The sequence below is a fragment of the Undibacterium sp. GrIS 1.8 genome (genome assembly GCF_040544445.1).
GTDB lineage: Bacteria > Pseudomonadota > Gammaproteobacteria > Burkholderiales > Burkholderiaceae_D > Undibacterium.
Genome location: NZ_JBEONQ010000030.1, coordinates 25,699 through 41,971, shown reverse-complemented (window position 1 = coordinate 41,971; position 16,273 = coordinate 25,699). Strand labels below are relative to the sequence as shown.

The window sequence follows — 16,273 nt, the reverse complement described above, 5'->3', positions numbered from 1 at the left end:
TTGCGGCTGAAATCAACATCAGGCAGGCTCCGTCAATTGCAAGAACACCTCTTCCAAAGTGGCTGCGCGGCTAAATACACCATTCGCACCATTCGCACCATTCGCGTCAGTCACACCATTTACGCTATGGCTGGTCTGGCTACGCAATTCATCTAAAGTACCTTCGGCAATCAACTTACCGTTTTGGATAATCCCTATCCGTTCGGCCAGACGCTCCGCTACATCCAGAATATGCGTCGTCAAAATCACCGTCCCACCTGCTTGCACGTGTTTAAGCAACAGGTCTTTGACTTGTCTGGCAGCGGCTGCATCCAGACCAGTTAAAGGTTCATCCAAAATAATCAATTCAGGCGCGTGGATCAGGGCTCCGGCGAGTGCCAGCTTTTGCTTCATCCCGCGCGAAAAACCCTCGGTCAATTCATCCGCATGCTTGCTCAGGTCTAACCACTCCAGCAACTCACGCGCCTTGCTCTCGGCATCCGCGGCAGACATGCCCCACAAACCAGCGACAAACTCCAGATACTCAAACGGCTTGAGTTTGTTGTACAACATGGGATCATCTGGCAGGTAGGCCAGCTTTTGCTTAGCAAGGGCAGGATTGGCAGCAAGATCAACGCCAAGGATTTGTACACTACCAGAATCCGGCACCAGTAAACCCGCCACCATCCGCAAGGTCGTCGTCTTACCAGCACCGTTTGGCCCCAGCAAAGCATACAACTCACCGCGTTTTACCTGAAGATTAAGCTGGTCAACCGCAGGCCGACCGTAGTGTTTGCTAAGCTGTGTCAGCTCCAGCGCCAGACCAGAATTTTCTTGGTTCATTTTAGAAAAGTGAAATAGAAGTGAAATGACAACCCTTTTCTATTCTCTATTGGAAAGTATGGCGATGTACAGTGATTTTTGAAATGGAATATTGCTGTTACGTGATCAGATAGCGTCAACTTAAAAACTGCAGCCTGGGCTGCAGTCTGAACTGCTACCTTATAAGCGATTGAAACAACTCAGGCCTTTAGAGTAGCCAGCAGACCAAGACGGTCTGTAGTCGCATTACGCGCATCTTCCAGACCAATTTTTTTATTGATCAGCAACTGCTTTAATGCGGCATTCATAGAATAACAACCTGGATTCTGTTTAGTAGCAATAGCATCGCCATCCATCAGCGCACGTAGGCCAGAGATGCCACCATTTTCAATCATCTTTGCTACCGTAGGATTAGCGGTCAGGCATTCTGTCGCCAAGTAGTAACGATCGCCCTCAACCGAAGGCAAAAGCGCCTGGCATAAAACACCGCGTAAAGCTTGTGCCAACGCCTGTGCTTGTGGCTCACCATTCCCTAGCAAACGCAGCATTTTTTGCAAACCCAATTCGGTCGAACGGGCATGTAAAGACGCCAGTACTAAAGGACCTGATTCCGCCAATGCCAATGCTTCTTGCGCGGTCTGTGCATCACGGATCTCACCAATCACGATGACATCAGGGCGCTCACGCAGCGCATCCAGCGCACCGAGGTAATAGCTCTCAACGTCGCCATCAAAACCAACTTCGCGCTGAGTGATAATGCACTTACGTTGCGGGATCAAAGTTTCAACCGGATCTTCTATCGTGATGATGTGGCCAGATCGTGTTTTATTAATCTGATCCAGCATCGATGCAATCGTAGTCGATTTGCCCTGACAAGTATCGCCAATGATTAGCACCAGCCCGCTAGTGAGCTTGGCAAAATCCTGCTCACACTGACGCAAGCCCAACTGGCTCAGCTCCATAGGCTCACGCGGAAAACGGCGGATCACACAACCAAGACGCTTTTTACCCTGGAAGGTAAAACAGTTGGCACGTATGCGCGCCGTATTTAAATCAATCGAGCGATCGAAAGCACGGTCTTGTATGCGCTCGGACCAATTAGGCTCAATCACCTCAAAAAATTCTTCTAACTCTTCTTTGGTAATCGGCGAATCCGTCACCGCGACCAGGCCTTTAGGTTGGCGCAACATGATCGGACTATTTTGGTGAATCAAGATGTCACTAAAACTCAACTTGGAGTTCAGCAAATGTAAAATTTGCTCCACCAAGGTACCAAATACCGGATGGTCTTCATTCTCAACATAGGTGAGGGTACGGATTTGCGACGACATATGGGCTTCCATCATTTTTCTTCTCTGTTTGGAAAATATGCCTGATTATAAACTCAGTATATTTGCGCTAGGGAAAGATTATTAGATTTGTTGCTTTTGGTCGAAATTGGAAAAAAGTGTCTCTGTATGAGGTGTAGCCAGGGCTTCGAGATGCGTATATCTCGCCTACTTAAAGGTGTCCGTTAGCAAGCGGACGTGCGGCCTACACGGCAACGAGTTGTGAGCCTTCCGATTATTTGACGCGCACAAAAGAGAACTCGAACAGGCAACGATTTTCGGATGACCTTCTTTTACTTATTTTTCTTGGCGAAGTAAGAAAAGTGAGTAGCCGCCGGTCTCCACTGGCTGACAATCTAAGCAAACGTCATAGAGAATTAAACGAAAAAAAGGTGCACGCGGTGCATCCTGCCATTGACCGTTTAGCCAATCCTCTTTGCCGCAATAGCATTCCCAGCTCGACTGACCGCCTTGCGCCCCAGATGTCCAGAGATAAACTGCCCAGTATCGACTACCGCATTTAAATCAATCCCGGTAGCAATACCAAGACCTTGCATCATAAACAGCACGTCCTCGGTCGCTACATTACCTGTCGCACCTTTCGCATAAGGGCAACCACCTAAACCCGCGACGGAGGAATGGAAGATCGAAATCCCAACTTCCAGACTTGCATAAATATTCGCTAGTGCCTGACCATAAGTGTCGTGAAAGTGTCCCGATAAACTATTTAGCGGAAAATCTTGCGCGACTAGTTGCATCACGTGCTGTACCTGGCGGGCAGTACCGACGCCGATGGTGTCGGCGATGTCGATTTCGTCGCAGCCCAGATCACGCAAGCGCTTGACGACATCGGCGACACTGGCAGGATCGACCTCGCCTTGGTACGGACAGCCAAAGGAGCAACTGATGCTGCCACGCAGGCGGATTTTATTTTGCTTGGCAGCTAGTACGACATCGCGGAAGCGTTCTATTGATTCTGCAATCGAGCAATTGATATTCTTTTGTGCGAAGGCTTCGGACGCAGAGCTGAAGATAACGACCTCATCAGCACCGGCGGCGAGTGCGGCCTCAAAGCCTTTCATATTCGGGGTAAGCACCGAGTAAATCACGCCTGGTTTACGCTTGATGCTTGCCATGACCTCGCTTGAGGTTGCCATTTGCGGCACCCATTTGGGTGAGACAAAAGAGGCCGCCTCGATATTACTGAAACCGGCATCTGTAAGGCGATTGACCAGCTCGATTTTGATATCTGCTGAAATGCTTTCTTTCTCATTTTGTAAACCATCACGTGGACCGACTTCGACGATTTTGACTTGCTTAGGTAAGCTGCTGATCATATTAATATCCTCTGGATGGATCGACGATGCCAGTGACGGCCTGACCGTTTGCTAGCGCATTGATTTTATCTGCAATCTGTTTTGTGCTTTCATCACGCAAGGTCGTTGCCGCGATATGCGGTGTAATACTGATACTAGGCTCTGACCAGAAAGCATGTCCAGCAGGCAGTGGCTCGGTCTGGAACACATCTAATGTCGCACCGGCAATATGCCCTTCCCGTATCAAAACCAATAAATCGTCTTCAACTAGATGGGCGCCGCGGGCAACGTTAATAATGTAAGCACCCTTGGGCAATTTTTGTAAATTGTTACGGTTTAAAATATTGCGTGTATCGTCGGTCAGCGGCAAGATACAGACTACTACTTTAGATGTTTTTAAAAAAGCGTCGAGACCGTCTTGACCTGCATAACAAGTAACGCCTGCGATATTTTTTTGTGTACGGCTCCAGCCATTGATAGGAAAGCCGAAACCAGAAATCGCCTCTACAATCCGTTTACCCAAGACACCAAGTCCCAGTACACCAACACTAAAATCTTGCTTCTCAAAGGGTTTTAGAAGTTGCCAGTGTTGTGCCTGTCTTTGCTGATCATAATGATCAAATCTGCGGTAGTAACGCAGTAAAGCATGGCTCACGTATTCTGCCATTTGTGTGCCCATACCGGCATCATCCAGACGAATCACGGGCACGCCTTTAGGTAATGCATCACCTAACTGCAAAATCGCATCAACACCGGCGCCGAGATTGAAAATCGCTTTTAAATCACTACGCCCTGCCAACATGGAGACTGGTGGCTTCCAAACAATCGCATAATCAGCGGCCGCAACATCACCGTCTTGCCAAACGCGGATATCACTATTTGGCAATGCACGGTTAAGGCTATTTAGCCATTGTTCTGGATTAATACCAGACGAGTAGAAGATTATTTTCATGTGAATTACAGTGGTCTCCCTGCTCCCGCTGGCGGGAGAGGAGTTCTAAAAATAAGCGAGGTTGACTAATCTTGTTTAAAGGTCAGTAGTGGCGCGCCTTCAGTAACCTGATCTGCAACGGCATACAACACTTCCTCAACAACGCCGTCGTGCGGTGCTGCGATGGTGTGTTCCATCTTCATCGCCTCCATGATCAACAGTGCGTCGCCTTTTTTAACCTCTTGCCTGGCGCTGACCAGCACCGCGACGATCTTGCCTGGCATTGGTGCTGTTAGTCGTCCGCCTTCGCTTTCTACCTCGCCTGCATGTGCCATCGGATCGGCGTAGTGCAATTGAGTATGTTGACCTTGGCTGAATATATTGATCGTTTCTGCATTGCGTACTACGGTGCCGGTGATCATTTGATCACCAATCTTTAGGCTGAGTTGATGTCCCGTATGATTTGCTAACGTGACATTTGCGCTAGCGCCGTTTACCGTGATTAACCAGGAATCTGCAAGATAACTGACCACAACTCCATGCGCGCCATGCTCCTCTTCCAGCTTGATCGTGCGCTGTAAAGTGCTGTTCATACGCCAGCCATGATTGCTTTTCCATGGGTCATTGCCGCCTATTTTTTCAGCTTGCAATAAGGATACGACCGCTAACGCTAATACCTGCAAGCTGGCTGGAACTACTGACGGAAATAAGACCTCTTGATTACGCTCAATTAAACCAGTATCCAGATCAGCGGTAGAAAATGCAGGGCTAGTAATCAGACGCTGCAAGAAAGCGATATTCGAGGACAAACCAACGATTTGATATTGTGCCAAGGCTTGCGACATACGTGCCAAAGCTTCGCTACGATCTTTGCCCCAGACGATTAACTTGGCGATCATCGGATCATAAAACGGTGAGATGCTGTCGCCTTCACGCACACCACTGTCAATACGGAACGCCGCAGGCGTATTGACTACGCCACCTAACTCAAAATTGACCGCCGGTGGCGTCTGGTTATGCAGCAATGTACCGATTGACGGCAGGAAGCCTTTTTCTGGGTTCTCTGCATATACACGCGCCTCTATCGCATGACCATTGATGCTAAGTTCTGACTGCGACATCGGCAAAGGCTGCCCGGCAGCGACACGCAATTGCCACTCAACTAAATCCGTACCGGTAATCATTTCGGTCACAGGATGTTCTACCTGTAAACGAGTATTCATTTCCATAAAGTAGAAAGAACCGTCTTGATTGGCTATGAATTCGACCGTACCTGCACCGACATAGCCTACCGCCTTTGCGGCAGCCACCGCAGCCTCACCCATAGCAGTGCGGCGCTCCGTGGTCATGCCCGGAGCCGGAGCCTCTTCTAATACTTTTTGATGGCGGCGTTGTACCGAACAATCACGCTCAAACAGATAAACGCAGTTGCCTTGTGTATCGGCAAAAACTTGTATCTCGATATGGCGCGGACGTTGCAGATATTTTTCTGCAAGTACTTTGTCATCACCAAAGGAGCTAATCGCTTCCCGCTTACAAGAGGCGAGTGCTTCTTTAAAGTCGGCAGATTTTTCAATTACCCGCATACCTTTGCCACCACCACCAGCACTGGCTTTGAGTAAGACTGGGTATCCGATACGGTCACCCTCTGTTTGCAAAAAATCCGCGTCCTGATTATCGCCATGGTATCCAGGTACCAACGGTACATTGGCTTTTTCCATCAAAGATTTAGCAGCAGATTTACTTCCCATTGCGCGAATTGCAGATGCTGGCGGGCCGATAAAAACTAAGCCAGCTTTGGCGCAGGCATCGGCAAACTCACTGTTCTCTGATAAAAATCCATATCCCGGATGAATCGCCTGAGCACCAGTGGCCAGCGCAACTGCGATAATCTTGTCAGCGCGCAGATAGCTCTCTTTAGCTGGAGCAGGTCCGATTAGAACTGCTTCATCGCAGACAGCAACATGTTTCGCATTCGCGTCAGCTTCGGAGTACACAGCGACGGTTTTGATGCCCATGCGGCGTGCGGTAGCAGCAACACGGCAAGCGATTTCGCCACGGTTGGCGATCAGGATTTTACTAAACATAGTTTGATCTCTTCAAAATATCAAAAATTAATTCAATTGCATTAGTCACGAATCAAAGCTTTCTTCAGCTAATAACAATGGATTAAATATCGCTACAACAACCGCATTACCGATTACACGATTTCCTTCCGCTACCGGTATTTCTCGTCCAATCCAAAGACTATTTGGATAAACTTCAGGCGTCAGAAACCAGATATGCGCCCTCGCTGAGTTTCCCGGGTCTAATTCGGAAACATCAAGAAACGCATGATTCGTCGAAGTCCAATAATTTTCTCTAATTGCATAAGCCGGTCTATACCCAGACATGATCGGGCGATCCTTCCCACCAGACTTCGTGGCAAGTAAACGAAACACGACTTCAGCATCTGCAGGGCGATTCATTGTTAACTGCAACTTCCAGATTTTTTCTCCACGACACCACGAGTTTTCAAACCCAATTTATCGAGCAAAACACGGTCGTCTTCGGCTTCAGGATTTTGCGTAGTCAGCAACTTGTCACCGTAAAAAATCGAATTAGCACCCGCCAAGAAGCACATCGCCTGTACGGCCTCACCCATCTGGCGACGACCGGCTGACAAGCGCACGCGCGCCTTTGGCATAGTGATACGGGCTACCGCGATGGTACGGACAAATTCCAGAGGGTCGAGCGGATCGAGACCATGCAGAGGCGTACCTTCCACCTGCACCAGGTGATTGACCGGTACGGATTCAGGATACGGATTGAGGTTTGCCAATTGCGCAATCAGGCCAGCGCGCTGGCGGCGTGACTCCCCCATACCAACGATGCCGCCACAGCAAACTTTGAGTCCGGCGCTACGCACGTGACCAAGGGTATCCAGCCGATCCTGATAATCGCGGGTAGAAATTACATTGCTATAAAACTCTGGTGCAGTATCAAGATTATGGTTGTAATAATCGAGACCAGCATCTTTCAGACGTTGCGCCTGCTCTTCTTTCAGCATGCCTAAAGTCGCGCAGGTTTCTAAGCCCATGGCTTTAACTTCACGCACCATGATTTCAACTTTTTCGATATCGCGGTCTTTGGGTGAACGCCATGCTGCGCCCATGCAGAAGCGGGTCACGCCGTTTTCACGGGCGGCTTTGGCTGCATCTAAAACCTCTCGCACATCCAGCATTTTTTTCGCTTCGACACCAGTGTCATAACGTGCCGCTTGCGGGCAATAGCTGCAATCTTCTTCGCAACCACCGGTCTTTATCGAGAGTAGTGTCGCCAATTCGACATCACCCTCCGGGAAATTAGTACGATGTGCCGTCTGCGCTTTAAACATCAGATCGTTAAACGGCAAATCAAACAAGGCCATTACATCGTCAAGAGGCCAAACCTCGGCTTCAATAGGCTTGACCGGCGTTTGGAAATTTAGAGGAGCAGCTGTCTGTTCTGTCTGTTGCATGGTGAAATCCTTCACATCAATTAATTCAATGAGTTACTAAGTTCTGTTGTCAATAGGCTTGGTTGTCAATAGAGTCCATTAATAATTCAGGACTTACGCAAAGTTGTCCCGGTAAGGCAGTTGGGACGTTTTACGTAAGTCCTGCAATTACATCTAAATTCAAATAACTGGCAGCGGCCTGTGCGCTTGGATCTGCCAGACTTGGGATAATCCCTAGCAAAGGTGCCGGCAATCTGTCCTTGAGAGCCTGTACGTTTTCTTCAAAATACGACATCTTAGCTTGTGTGGTGTTGGCGACCCATGCAACCAGCTTTAATCCACGCGCATTGATCGCCTCAGCAGTGAGCAATGCATGATTAATACAGCCTAAACGCATACCCACCACCATGATTACTGGCAGGGCAAATTGTTGCGCCATCTGCGCTGTATCAAAGGTCGCTGTCAGTGGTACACAAAAACCACCGACTCCCTCCACTATCACAGCATCGGATTGCTGTTGCAACTGGGTATAGCAAGTCTGGATATGCGTATCAGAAATACTGACATTTTCTTGCATAGCGACGATATGCGGTGCCGCCGCAGCTTGCATTAAATAAGGCGAGACTACATCTGTATTCGCCTTGATGCTGGAGGCCGCCTGCAACATATCCACATCATCGTTATGCCAGACGCCATCGATCAGGCTTGCACCAGCAGCGACTGGTTTCATACCGACAACTCGCAGGCCTCGCTGCGATAAGGCGTACAGCAAGGCGGCGCTAGTTAGAGTTTTACCGATTTCGGTATCGGTACCAGTAACAAAATAATCCGCACGGTGTTTTAAGACAGTCATTGCGAAGCCTCCAGTTGATTCATCGCTGAAACCAGCTGTGCGACATCATCACTGGTATGCGAGCCAGACAAGGTGATACGCAAACGCGCAGTACCAACCGGCACTGTCGGTGGACGGATTGCGCCTACCCAGTATCCTTGTGCATACAAGTCTGCGGCAATCCGCATGGTGCTGGCATTGTCACCAATCAGAATCGGTTGAATTGCCGTAGAAGACGCCATCAATTGCCACTGTTTTAGTTGCAAACCCTGCTGCATTTGTCTGATCAGATTCTGTACATTGGCTCTGCGTATCGCACCCTCCTCACCTTGTATCAGATCAAGGCTAGTTAACAAGGCATGCGCAATCGCAGGTGGTGCTGCCGTGGTGTAAATATAGGGTCGGGCTTTTTGCACCATCCAGTTAATCACCGTGGCATGGGCCGCAACAAACGCACCGGCGACACCGGCGGCCTTGCCCAAGGTTCCCATATAAACCAGATTCGGTGAACGCAAATTAAAATGTTCTAACGCACCACGACCATGGTCGCCCAAGACACCAAAGCCATGCGCATCATCAACCACTAACCAAGCATCGTATTGCTCACATAAAGCGAGCAAAGCAGGTAACGGCGCAAGGTCACCATCCATAGAAAATACACTGTCAGTCACTACAATTTTAGTTGCTGCGTTACTGGCACGCAGCAGGCTTTCTAAGGCAGCGACATCGCTATGCGGATACACCTTGACAGTGGCACGTGATAAACGCGCTCCGTCGATCAGCGAGGCATGATTTAATGCTTCAGAAAAAACATCGGTGCTTGATTTTGATGCAGCAGTTGATTTTGAAGCAGCAGCTAAGGCAGAAATTACTGCCAGATTTGCCATGTAACCGGTGCAGAAATAGAGCGCTTGCGCTTGCTCTAAATGCGGAGCAAGAAAACTGGCTAGTCTTTCTTCCAGCACTGCATGCGCACGCGAGTGGCCGCTGATCAGGTGGGATGCGCCACTGCCTGCACCGTATAAAGCAACCCCTTCTTGCATTGCTGCGATGATTGCCGGATGGGCAGCAAACCCCAGATAATCGTTACTGCAAAAAGCCAGCATTGCCTTACCATCGACTTGGGTACGCGGTGCGCACATGGTGTCGGTGATACGACGACGGCGCAGCAAACTTTGTGCGTCTAATGTAGTTAATTCCGTCTGCAGGTGGTCGAGTAATTTCATCGCGCCACCTTGATGACTTCTTCAAACACGGTCTGTATACGGGCCGCGACACCAGCGATTTCTTCATCGTCCAAAATATACGGCGGCATCAGATAAACGGTACGACCGATAGGACGCAATAACAGCTCATGCTGAAGTGCCATAGTAAAAAACCGGCGCGAAAAACTACTAGCATCCTGCACATCGTCTATGACTGCATCAAACGCCCAGATCATCCCTTGCTGCCGAAAATGCTGGACTTTTTCATGCTGAGCCAGAGGCTGAAGAGCAGACGTAATCTTGGCTGCCTTGATCCGGTTTTGATTCAGTACATCGTCCGACTCAAAAATATCCAAGGTCGCCAACGCTGCACGACAAGCCAGCGGATTGCCCGTATAAGAATGCGAATGCAAAAAACCACGTGCTGTGTCACTGTGATAAAACCCTTGATAAATTTCATCCCGCGTCATGACTAAAGACAAAGGCAAATAACCACCGCTGATCCCTTTAGATAAACAAACAAAATCAGGCCAGATCTTTGGTAATGGATTTGCTTGCTGATGTGCTTGCTGATGCGCTTGCTGATGTGCTTGTTCAAACGCGAAAAATGTACCGGTACGGCCGCATCCGACGGCAATTTCATCTGCAATTAAATGGACTTGGTACTGATCGCATAAGGTGCGCACCAATCGTAAATACTCTGGATCATGCATCGCCATGCCGGTGGCACATTGCACTAGCGGCTCCAAAATCACGGCAGCGATTTTCCCCGTATTTGCTTGCAGACAGCGCTCTAAATCTGCTGCGGCATGGCGCGCAACTTTGATAGCACCATCAGCGGCACTCTCACCGTCTAGCGCCTGACGCGCATCCGGCGAGGCGACCACATGAGTATTATTGAGCAGGGGACCATAGGCATCGCGAAACAACTTTACATCCGTCACTGCCAATGCACCCAAGGTCTCGCCGTGATAACTACCCTTAAGGCAGATAAATTCTTGTTTAGCGGTCTGCCCTGCATTACGCCAAAAATGGAAACTCATCTTCAAAGCAATTTCTACCGCCGAGGCGCCGTCTGAAGCATAAAAACAATGCCCCAACACACCGCCTGTTAAAGCGGATAAACGCTCGGATAAACGAATCACAGGTTCGTGTGTAAAACCTGCCAGCATCGCGTGCTCTAACTGATCAAGCTGATCTTTCAGCGCGGCATTGATACGTGGATTAGCATGTCCAAATAAATTCACCCACCAAGAGCTGATGCCATCGAGATAGCGCTTGCCATCGGTATCAAACAGCCAAGCACCGCGACCATGACTCACTGGAATCAGCGGCATAAACGTTTCGTGATGTTGCATCTGGGTACACGGATGCCAGACACTTTGCAGGCTGCGCGCGACCCAGTCGGTTTTTTGATTCAAATTCAAACTTACTCCAAACTTTTCAACAGAAGATCTCTCAAAAGGAACGTCCCTTACTTATGCGGCTTCTAGCAGGTTTATGCCCGGAAAGCCGCAGATTGATTGGACGTTCTATTTCGGATAATTCTAAAAAACTTTAATCGAGATGCCAAACATAGCAGCCGACGACTAAGGATCAAACATCAAGTAGGGTGCGCCATGCGCACCTTGAGTACCTTGAGTACCTTGAGTACCTTGAGTACCTTGAGTACCTTGAGTACCTTGAGTACCTGGCATCTCACCAGATGCACTCTTTTTATTCATCGTTTTTTTCACCAACGGTGCGCATGACGCACCCTACAGACCGTCCTACTGCAAAGCTCCTCTAAGACTGAATCTCCTTAAGGTGATTTTCTATATGCATCACATGCGCGTTTGCAAACTCAGTCTTGCTCAATAAGCCGTAGGCAAAATGTGGCCGCAGTTCTCCGGTATAACTCTGAAACTCTTGCAACGCCTTGATCACCAGATCAATCGCCTCACTGACATTGCCGGTATCGGCAATCGCCGGTGCGCCGGGAATCGGTTCAGTCAAATTGTGGCGCATCGCGCCGGCAACCGAGAATGCATAGAAGGCGGCACTACCGGCGGTGTGCTGAAACAACTCGGGCTTCATCTCGGGATAACCGGTCATCGAATACTGAATACTTTGCGCCAGATGCACGAACACTTTGTAAGGTGCCCAGCCAGTTTTTTGGACTAATTTGGCAGCCAGATCACGCGACTTCAAAGCTTCTAGCTGCGTTAGCATATTCGTGATCGAGGTAATTTCAACAGTCGATTTTCGGTAGCTTGCAAAACCAGCCGCAGCGACAGCAGTCAAGGCAACGGCACTGACTAATAGTGTTCTCTTTTTCATAGCAGCCAGCCCGGTTTGCGTTTTTCTAAAAATGAACGAACACCCTCACGTCCTTCGTCCGACGCGCGGATATGTGCAATACCCTCAACGGTTGTGGCAATCAATGCATCCGTGAGTTCGCGGCTGGCAACATTTTGTACCAGACGCTTTGCCTGCCTTACTGCGTTCGGGCTATTCGACACCAGCGACTTAACGATCTCGGCGACCTTTTCATCAAGAGCTTCTGCACTCACCAGTTCATGCACAAACCCGATACGATGCGCTTCTGCTGCACTGAACCTTTCAGCCGTGATGAAGTAACGTCGCGCTGCACTCTCGCCCATCGCCTTAATCACATACGGAGAAATCGTCGCGGGAATCAAACCAAGTTTGACTTCACTTAAACAATAATTCGCCACATCTGCACTGACCGCGATATCGCAAGCAGCAACCAAACCCATGCCACCTGCGTAACAATCGCCTTGTACTTTGGCGACTACAGGTTGAGGGCAACAATAAATAGTCCGCAGCATTTCAGCCAGTTGACCCGCATCGGCGAGATTTTCTTCGTGAGAATAATCCGCCATTTTTTTCATCCAATTTAAATCTGCACCAGCACAAAAAGCGGAGCCATTCGCGGCCAGCACAATAGCACGGATGTGATCGTTAGCAGCCAAATCCCGGAAGGTCTGAGTTATCTCGGCGATCGACATTTCATTAAAGGCATTGCGGACTTCCGGGCGATTGAGTGTGACTGTCGCGACATAATCACTGATTGAAATTGTGAGCGTATCCATTACGTTTTTCCTATTTATTCGGTACTCTGACAAATCCATTTGCATCCAGAAACTCACTTAAGAACCAGTATCGGGTGCACTACCGACGTTGAGTTTTTTCCAGACCACCTTATCATCTATGGCGTACGGAACACATTCACTATTGGCACGCTTCTTACAAAATTCTAATGCTTTTATAAGGGCGTCATGAGTTGCTCCGGCATATCCGAATTCTCCTGCAGAGCCAAAGACAAAAGCACGAGGAATATCTAGCTCTAAAAATCTCGCATATTTTTCTCTTGCGTCAGGATTGGTTGACGGCAAACTGGCAATATCTTGTAAATTTGCATAGCCCGTGTCCTGAAAAATTCCAATGCTTTGCGGTATCTGAACACCTTGACGTTGTAAAAACTCGTCAACTATCGGACGCCAGACCGAAAAAGCACGGGAGAAAAAGAAATGCCCGTTGTCGCCAAATGCAGGCATAGCCCGATATTCTGCCGCCTTGTTTCCTGAAGCCTGCTTCTGGAACTCAGCAAACCATTGTTTGGGATAATTTGGACCAAAGTATTTATCGTTTTCTGTATAAATCCACAAACTTGGAACCCGCGCTGTCTTGCCATAAAGTCCGAACATCTCTTTCAATAAATCAGGCCGACAAGGCTCATACGGCTGAGTGTCAGGATTTCCGCCACCACCTCCAGCAAAATTGATTACCGCGATCAGACCTGGCGGATTCTTTGCAGCCAAAGTTATTGCCGTCGCACCGCCGTAAGATTGACCAAGAATAACTATGCGCGCTGGGTCGACATAGGATTGTTGTTTTGCATAGGCAATTACATCAAGCGTGCTAACCGCTGCCGCCTCATAGCCGGGCAAATAATCTTTGCCAGAACAAGTACCAGAATACTCTGGATCAGGCTCGGTACCAGAATCACCATAACCGAGCCGAGTCGGTACCCATACGGCAAAACCACGGTTAACGAAATATCTTGCTGCTTGCAGAAAACGCTCACGACTAGGTTTGGAGCGATCTTTATAACTGCGTCCATGCAATAAAATTGCAATAGGGAAGGGTCCGTCTCCAGAAGGTCGGAACTGCGTCACCACCATTTCCTTACTCACATCTTGCCGAAATACCGTCCTTACGGTCGTAGGAATTTTAATAACAGATTCATTCAAGGTCGCAGAAAGTATCTCTTCGGCGTGGGTAATCTCTGCGATAAGTCCCATTAAGGATAAGAATGCAAGTGCAAGCAGCTTCATAAATTTACATCCTGAACAAGCCAAACTTCACATCCGGTATTGGCGCATTCAACGCTGCTGACAATCCCAATCCAAGCACCATGCGCGTATCTGCCGGATCAATCACACCGTCATCCCACAACCGGGCGGAGGCGAAATAGGGGTGGCCTTGATGTTCGTATTGGTCTTTGATCGGTTGCTTAAATGCGTCCTCTTCTTCCGCAGTCCAAGTGCCGCCTTTGGCTTCGATGCCGTCGCGCTTAACGGTCGCCAGTACACTGGCTGCTTGTTCGCCGCCCATGACGGAGATACGTGCATTTGGCCACATCCACATAAAGCGCGGAGAGAAAGCGCGACCACACATGCCGTAGTTACCGGCACCAAAACTGCCGCCGATAATGACGGTAAATTTTGGCACATTGGCAGTGGCGACAGCGGTGACCATCTTGGCGCCGTTGCGGGCGATACCTTCGTTTTCATATTTGCGACCGACCATGAAGCCGGTGATATTTTGCAAAAATACTAGCGGGATTTTGCGCTGACAGCATAGCTCAATGAAATGCGTTCCCTTTAATGCAGATTCAGAAAACAGAATACCGTTGTTCGCAATAATACCTACCGGCATGCCGTGGATATGTGCAAAGCCGCAGACTAAGGTAGTGCCATAACGCGCCTTGAATTCATCGAAATGGCTACCATCGACTACACGCGCAATCACTTCACGCACATCAAATGGTTTGCGGGTATCCACCGGGATGACGCCATATAATTCTTGCGGGGGGAATTTCGGCTCTTCTACTTCTTTTAATACGACGCTAGCTGGCTTCTGACGATTTAAGTTAGAGACAATGGTGCGCGCCATCGATAGCGCATGAGTATCATTTTGTGCCAGATGATCGACCACGCCTGAAAGACGTGTGTGGACGTCACCACCACCAAGATCTTCGGCGCTGACGACCTCACCGGTAGCGGCTTTGACTAGCGGTGGACCACCCAGAAAAATCGTCCCTTGATTTTTGACGATAATCGATTCGTCACTCATCGCCGGCACATAAGCGCCGCCAGCGGTACACGAGCCCATGACCACCGCGATTTGCGGTATACCTTTGGCCGACATGGTTGCCTGATTGAAGAAAATGCGACCGAAATGATCCCGATCAGGGAATACATCATCCTGATTTGGTAAGTTAGCGCCGCCACTGTCCACCAGATAAATACATGGCAAATTATTTTGCTCGGCAATCTCTTGTGCGCGTAAATGCTTTTTGACCGTCAACGGATAATAAGTCCCACCCTTCACCGTCGCGTCGTTACAGACAATCACACATTCTTGCCCTGCGACGCGACCGATACCGGTAATTACACCGGCGGACGGAGCGGCGTCGGCACCGCTCTTTTCTTTGTACATATCGTAGGCGGCAAGTTGTGAGAACTCTAGAAATGGCGTGCCTGCATCCAATAACATTTGCACTCGGTCGCGTGGCAACAACTTACCGCGTGCCAGATGTTTTTTGCGTGCTTCATCACCGCCACCGAGAGCGATCTTAGCTACTTTTTCTTTAAGGTCATCGACCACTCGCTGCATAGCAGCAGCGTTGGCTTTGAAGTCTTCGGAACGGCTATTCAGTTTAGAATCTAAGGTCGTCATTTGTCTTTTCTCTTCTTATCGTCTTTGGTCGGGAAACTACCATCCACATAAAACCATTTACCATCTTCTTGTAAAAAGCGGCTTAGCTCATGCAGGCGATGTGCTCGCCCGCCAATTTTGTAACGTGCTACAAATTCTACTAACGCGGTGTCGGTCTTACCTGCATCAAGCGAGTAATGTTTAACTTCTAAACCCAACCATTGAGTTGGCTCATCATGCACGATTTTTTCTGCCGGACAAGTGCGTACATCCCAAGTCGCACGCAGATAAGCCTCATCCCCCAAGGTATAGGCGGTATAGCGGGAGCGCATCAAGACCTCTGCATTAGACGCGATAGCGCTGCCGTTTAAATAGGGGGCGCAACACTGGCTAAACTGTTTTCCTGAATCACAGGGACACAACTTGGTCATAACTG

The 16,273-nt window shown here is 49.0% G+C and carries 16 protein-coding genes; all 16 read right to left on the bottom strand.

Annotated elements, in window-relative coordinates; translation table 11 throughout:
• Window positions 1-18 precede the first annotated feature (18 nt).
• On the bottom strand, window positions 19-822 hold the full coding sequence (locus AAKU64_RS14745) for an ABC transporter ATP-binding protein (RefSeq protein ID WP_354333471.1): 804 nt from the start codon (window positions 820-822) through the stop codon (window positions 19-21).
• Between the two features lie 179 nt (window positions 823-1,001).
• Complete coding sequence (locus tag AAKU64_RS14740) at window positions 1,002-2,144, bottom strand: type IV pilus twitching motility protein PilT (protein ID WP_354333531.1); 1,143 nt, start codon at window positions 2,142-2,144, stop codon at window positions 1,002-1,004.
• A 407-nt stretch (window positions 2,145-2,551) separates the two neighbouring features.
• Window positions 2,552-3,466: a hydroxymethylglutaryl-CoA lyase gene (locus tag AAKU64_RS14735; protein ID WP_354333473.1), complete on the bottom strand. Its 915-nt coding sequence runs from the start codon at window positions 3,464-3,466 to the stop codon at window positions 2,552-2,554.
• A gap of 1 nt (window position 3,467) precedes the next feature.
• On the bottom strand, window positions 3,468-4,397 hold the full coding sequence (locus tag AAKU64_RS14730) for a 2-hydroxyacid dehydrogenase (protein ID WP_354333475.1): 930 nt from the start codon (window positions 4,395-4,397) through the stop codon (window positions 3,468-3,470).
• 65 nt (window positions 4,398-4,462) lie between these two features.
• Window positions 4,463-6,463, bottom strand: coding sequence for an acetyl-CoA carboxylase biotin carboxylase subunit (locus AAKU64_RS14725; RefSeq protein WP_354333477.1), 2,001 nt, complete (start codon window positions 6,461-6,463; stop codon window positions 4,463-4,465).
• Between the two features lie 45 nt (window positions 6,464-6,508).
• Window positions 6,509-6,844, bottom strand: coding sequence for a hypothetical protein (locus AAKU64_RS14720; RefSeq protein ID WP_354333479.1), 336 nt, complete (start codon window positions 6,842-6,844; stop codon window positions 6,509-6,511).
• Window positions 6,845-6,846: 2 nt separating this feature from the next.
• Window positions 6,847-7,875 (bottom strand): biotin synthase BioB, encoded by a 1,029-nt coding sequence (bioB, locus tag AAKU64_RS14715; RefSeq protein WP_354362342.1) that lies wholly within the window; start codon window positions 7,873-7,875, stop codon window positions 6,847-6,849.
• Window positions 7,876-8,005: 130 nt separating this feature from the next.
• A complete protein-coding gene (bioD, locus tag AAKU64_RS14710) occupies window positions 8,006-8,707 on the bottom strand; it encodes a dethiobiotin synthase (protein WP_354333483.1) in 702 nt (233 codons plus the stop codon).
• Window positions 8,704-9,912 carry an 8-amino-7-oxononanoate synthase gene (bioF, locus tag AAKU64_RS14705; RefSeq protein WP_354333484.1) on the bottom strand — a complete coding sequence of 403 codons (1,209 nt, stop codon included), beginning with the start codon at window positions 9,910-9,912 and terminating at the stop codon, window positions 8,704-8,706. Before bioF ends, bioD begins: the two co-directional genes overlap by 4 nt.
• Complete coding sequence (gene bioA / locus AAKU64_RS14700; RefSeq protein WP_354333486.1) at window positions 9,909-11,318, bottom strand: adenosylmethionine--8-amino-7-oxononanoate transaminase; 1,410 nt, start codon at window positions 11,316-11,318, stop codon at window positions 9,909-9,911. Before bioA ends, bioF begins: the two co-directional genes overlap by 4 nt.
• Window positions 11,319-11,480: 162 nt before the next feature.
• On the bottom strand, window positions 11,481-11,615 hold the full coding sequence (locus AAKU64_RS14695; protein WP_354362341.1) for a hypothetical protein: 135 nt from the start codon (window positions 11,613-11,615) through the stop codon (window positions 11,481-11,483).
• A gap of 61 nt (window positions 11,616-11,676) precedes the next feature.
• A complete protein-coding gene (locus tag AAKU64_RS14690) occupies window positions 11,677-12,210 on the bottom strand; it encodes a DUF1569 domain-containing protein (RefSeq protein WP_354333488.1) in 534 nt (177 codons plus the stop codon).
• Window positions 12,207-12,986, bottom strand: coding sequence for an enoyl-CoA hydratase/isomerase family protein (locus AAKU64_RS14685; RefSeq protein WP_354333490.1), 780 nt, complete (start codon window positions 12,984-12,986; stop codon window positions 12,207-12,209). The genes AAKU64_RS14690 and AAKU64_RS14685 overlap by 4 nt, the downstream gene beginning before the upstream one ends.
• Window positions 12,987-13,043: 57 nt before the next feature.
• The gene (locus AAKU64_RS14680; RefSeq protein WP_354333491.1) at window positions 13,044-14,231 is read right to left on the bottom strand and encodes a dienelactone hydrolase family protein; all 1,188 of its coding nucleotides are present in this window, start codon (window positions 14,229-14,231) and stop codon (window positions 13,044-13,046) included.
• Window positions 14,232-14,235: 4 nt separating this feature from the next.
• On the bottom strand, window positions 14,236-15,858 hold the full coding sequence (locus AAKU64_RS14675) for a carboxyl transferase domain-containing protein (RefSeq protein ID WP_354333493.1): 1,623 nt from the start codon (window positions 15,856-15,858) through the stop codon (window positions 14,236-14,238).
• Window positions 15,855-16,268: a YchJ family protein gene (locus AAKU64_RS14670; protein ID WP_354333494.1), complete on the bottom strand. Its 414-nt coding sequence runs from the start codon at window positions 16,266-16,268 to the stop codon at window positions 15,855-15,857. The genes AAKU64_RS14675 and AAKU64_RS14670 overlap by 4 nt, the downstream gene beginning before the upstream one ends.
• Window positions 16,269-16,273: the final 5 nt, after the last annotated feature.

What these genes read in the sequence shown, in the direction of transcription:
- bioF (WP_354333484.1), bottom strand. Translation starts at nt 9,912, where the DNA reads ATGAAATTACTCGACCACCTGCAGACGGAATTAACTACATTAGACGCA.
- AAKU64_RS14725 (WP_354333477.1), bottom strand. Translation starts at nt 6,463, where the DNA reads ATGTTTAGTAAAATCCTGATCGCCAACCGTGGCGAAATCGCTTGCCGT.
- AAKU64_RS14730 (WP_354333475.1), bottom strand. Translation starts at nt 4,397, where the DNA reads ATGAAAATAATCTTCTACTCGTCTGGTATTAATCCAGAACAATGGCTA.
- bioB (WP_354362342.1), bottom strand. Translation starts at nt 7,875, where the DNA reads ATGCAACAGACAGAACAGACAGCTGCTCCTCTAAATTTCCAAACGCCG.
- AAKU64_RS14680 (WP_354333491.1), bottom strand. Translation starts at nt 14,231, where the DNA reads ATGAAGCTGCTTGCACTTGCATTCTTATCCTTAATGGGACTTATCGCA.
- AAKU64_RS14670 (WP_354333494.1), bottom strand. Translation starts at nt 16,268, where the DNA reads ATGACCAAGTTGTGTCCCTGTGATTCAGGAAAACAGTTTAGCCAGTGT.
- AAKU64_RS14740 (WP_354333531.1), bottom strand. Translation starts at nt 2,144, where the DNA reads ATGGAAGCCCATATGTCGTCGCAAATCCGTACCCTCACCTATGTTGAG.
- AAKU64_RS14745 (WP_354333471.1), bottom strand. Translation starts at nt 822, where the DNA reads ATGAACCAAGAAAATTCTGGTCTGGCGCTGGAGCTGACACAGCTTAGC.
- AAKU64_RS14720 (WP_354333479.1), bottom strand. Translation starts at nt 6,844, where the DNA reads ATGAATCGCCCTGCAGATGCTGAAGTCGTGTTTCGTTTACTTGCCACG.
- bioD (WP_354333483.1), bottom strand. Translation starts at nt 8,707, where the DNA reads ATGACTGTCTTAAAACACCGTGCGGATTATTTTGTTACTGGTACCGAT.
- AAKU64_RS14735 (WP_354333473.1), bottom strand. Translation starts at nt 3,466, where the DNA reads ATGATCAGCAGCTTACCTAAGCAAGTCAAAATCGTCGAAGTCGGTCCA.
- AAKU64_RS14695 (WP_354362341.1), bottom strand. Translation starts at nt 11,615, where the DNA reads ATGAATAAAAAGAGTGCATCTGGTGAGATGCCAGGTACTCAAGGTACT.
- AAKU64_RS14690 (WP_354333488.1), bottom strand. Translation starts at nt 12,210, where the DNA reads ATGAAAAAGAGAACACTATTAGTCAGTGCCGTTGCCTTGACTGCTGTC.
- AAKU64_RS14675 (WP_354333493.1), bottom strand. Translation starts at nt 15,858, where the DNA reads ATGACGACCTTAGATTCTAAACTGAATAGCCGTTCCGAAGACTTCAAA.
- AAKU64_RS14685 (WP_354333490.1), bottom strand. Translation starts at nt 12,986, where the DNA reads ATGGATACGCTCACAATTTCAATCAGTGATTATGTCGCGACAGTCACA.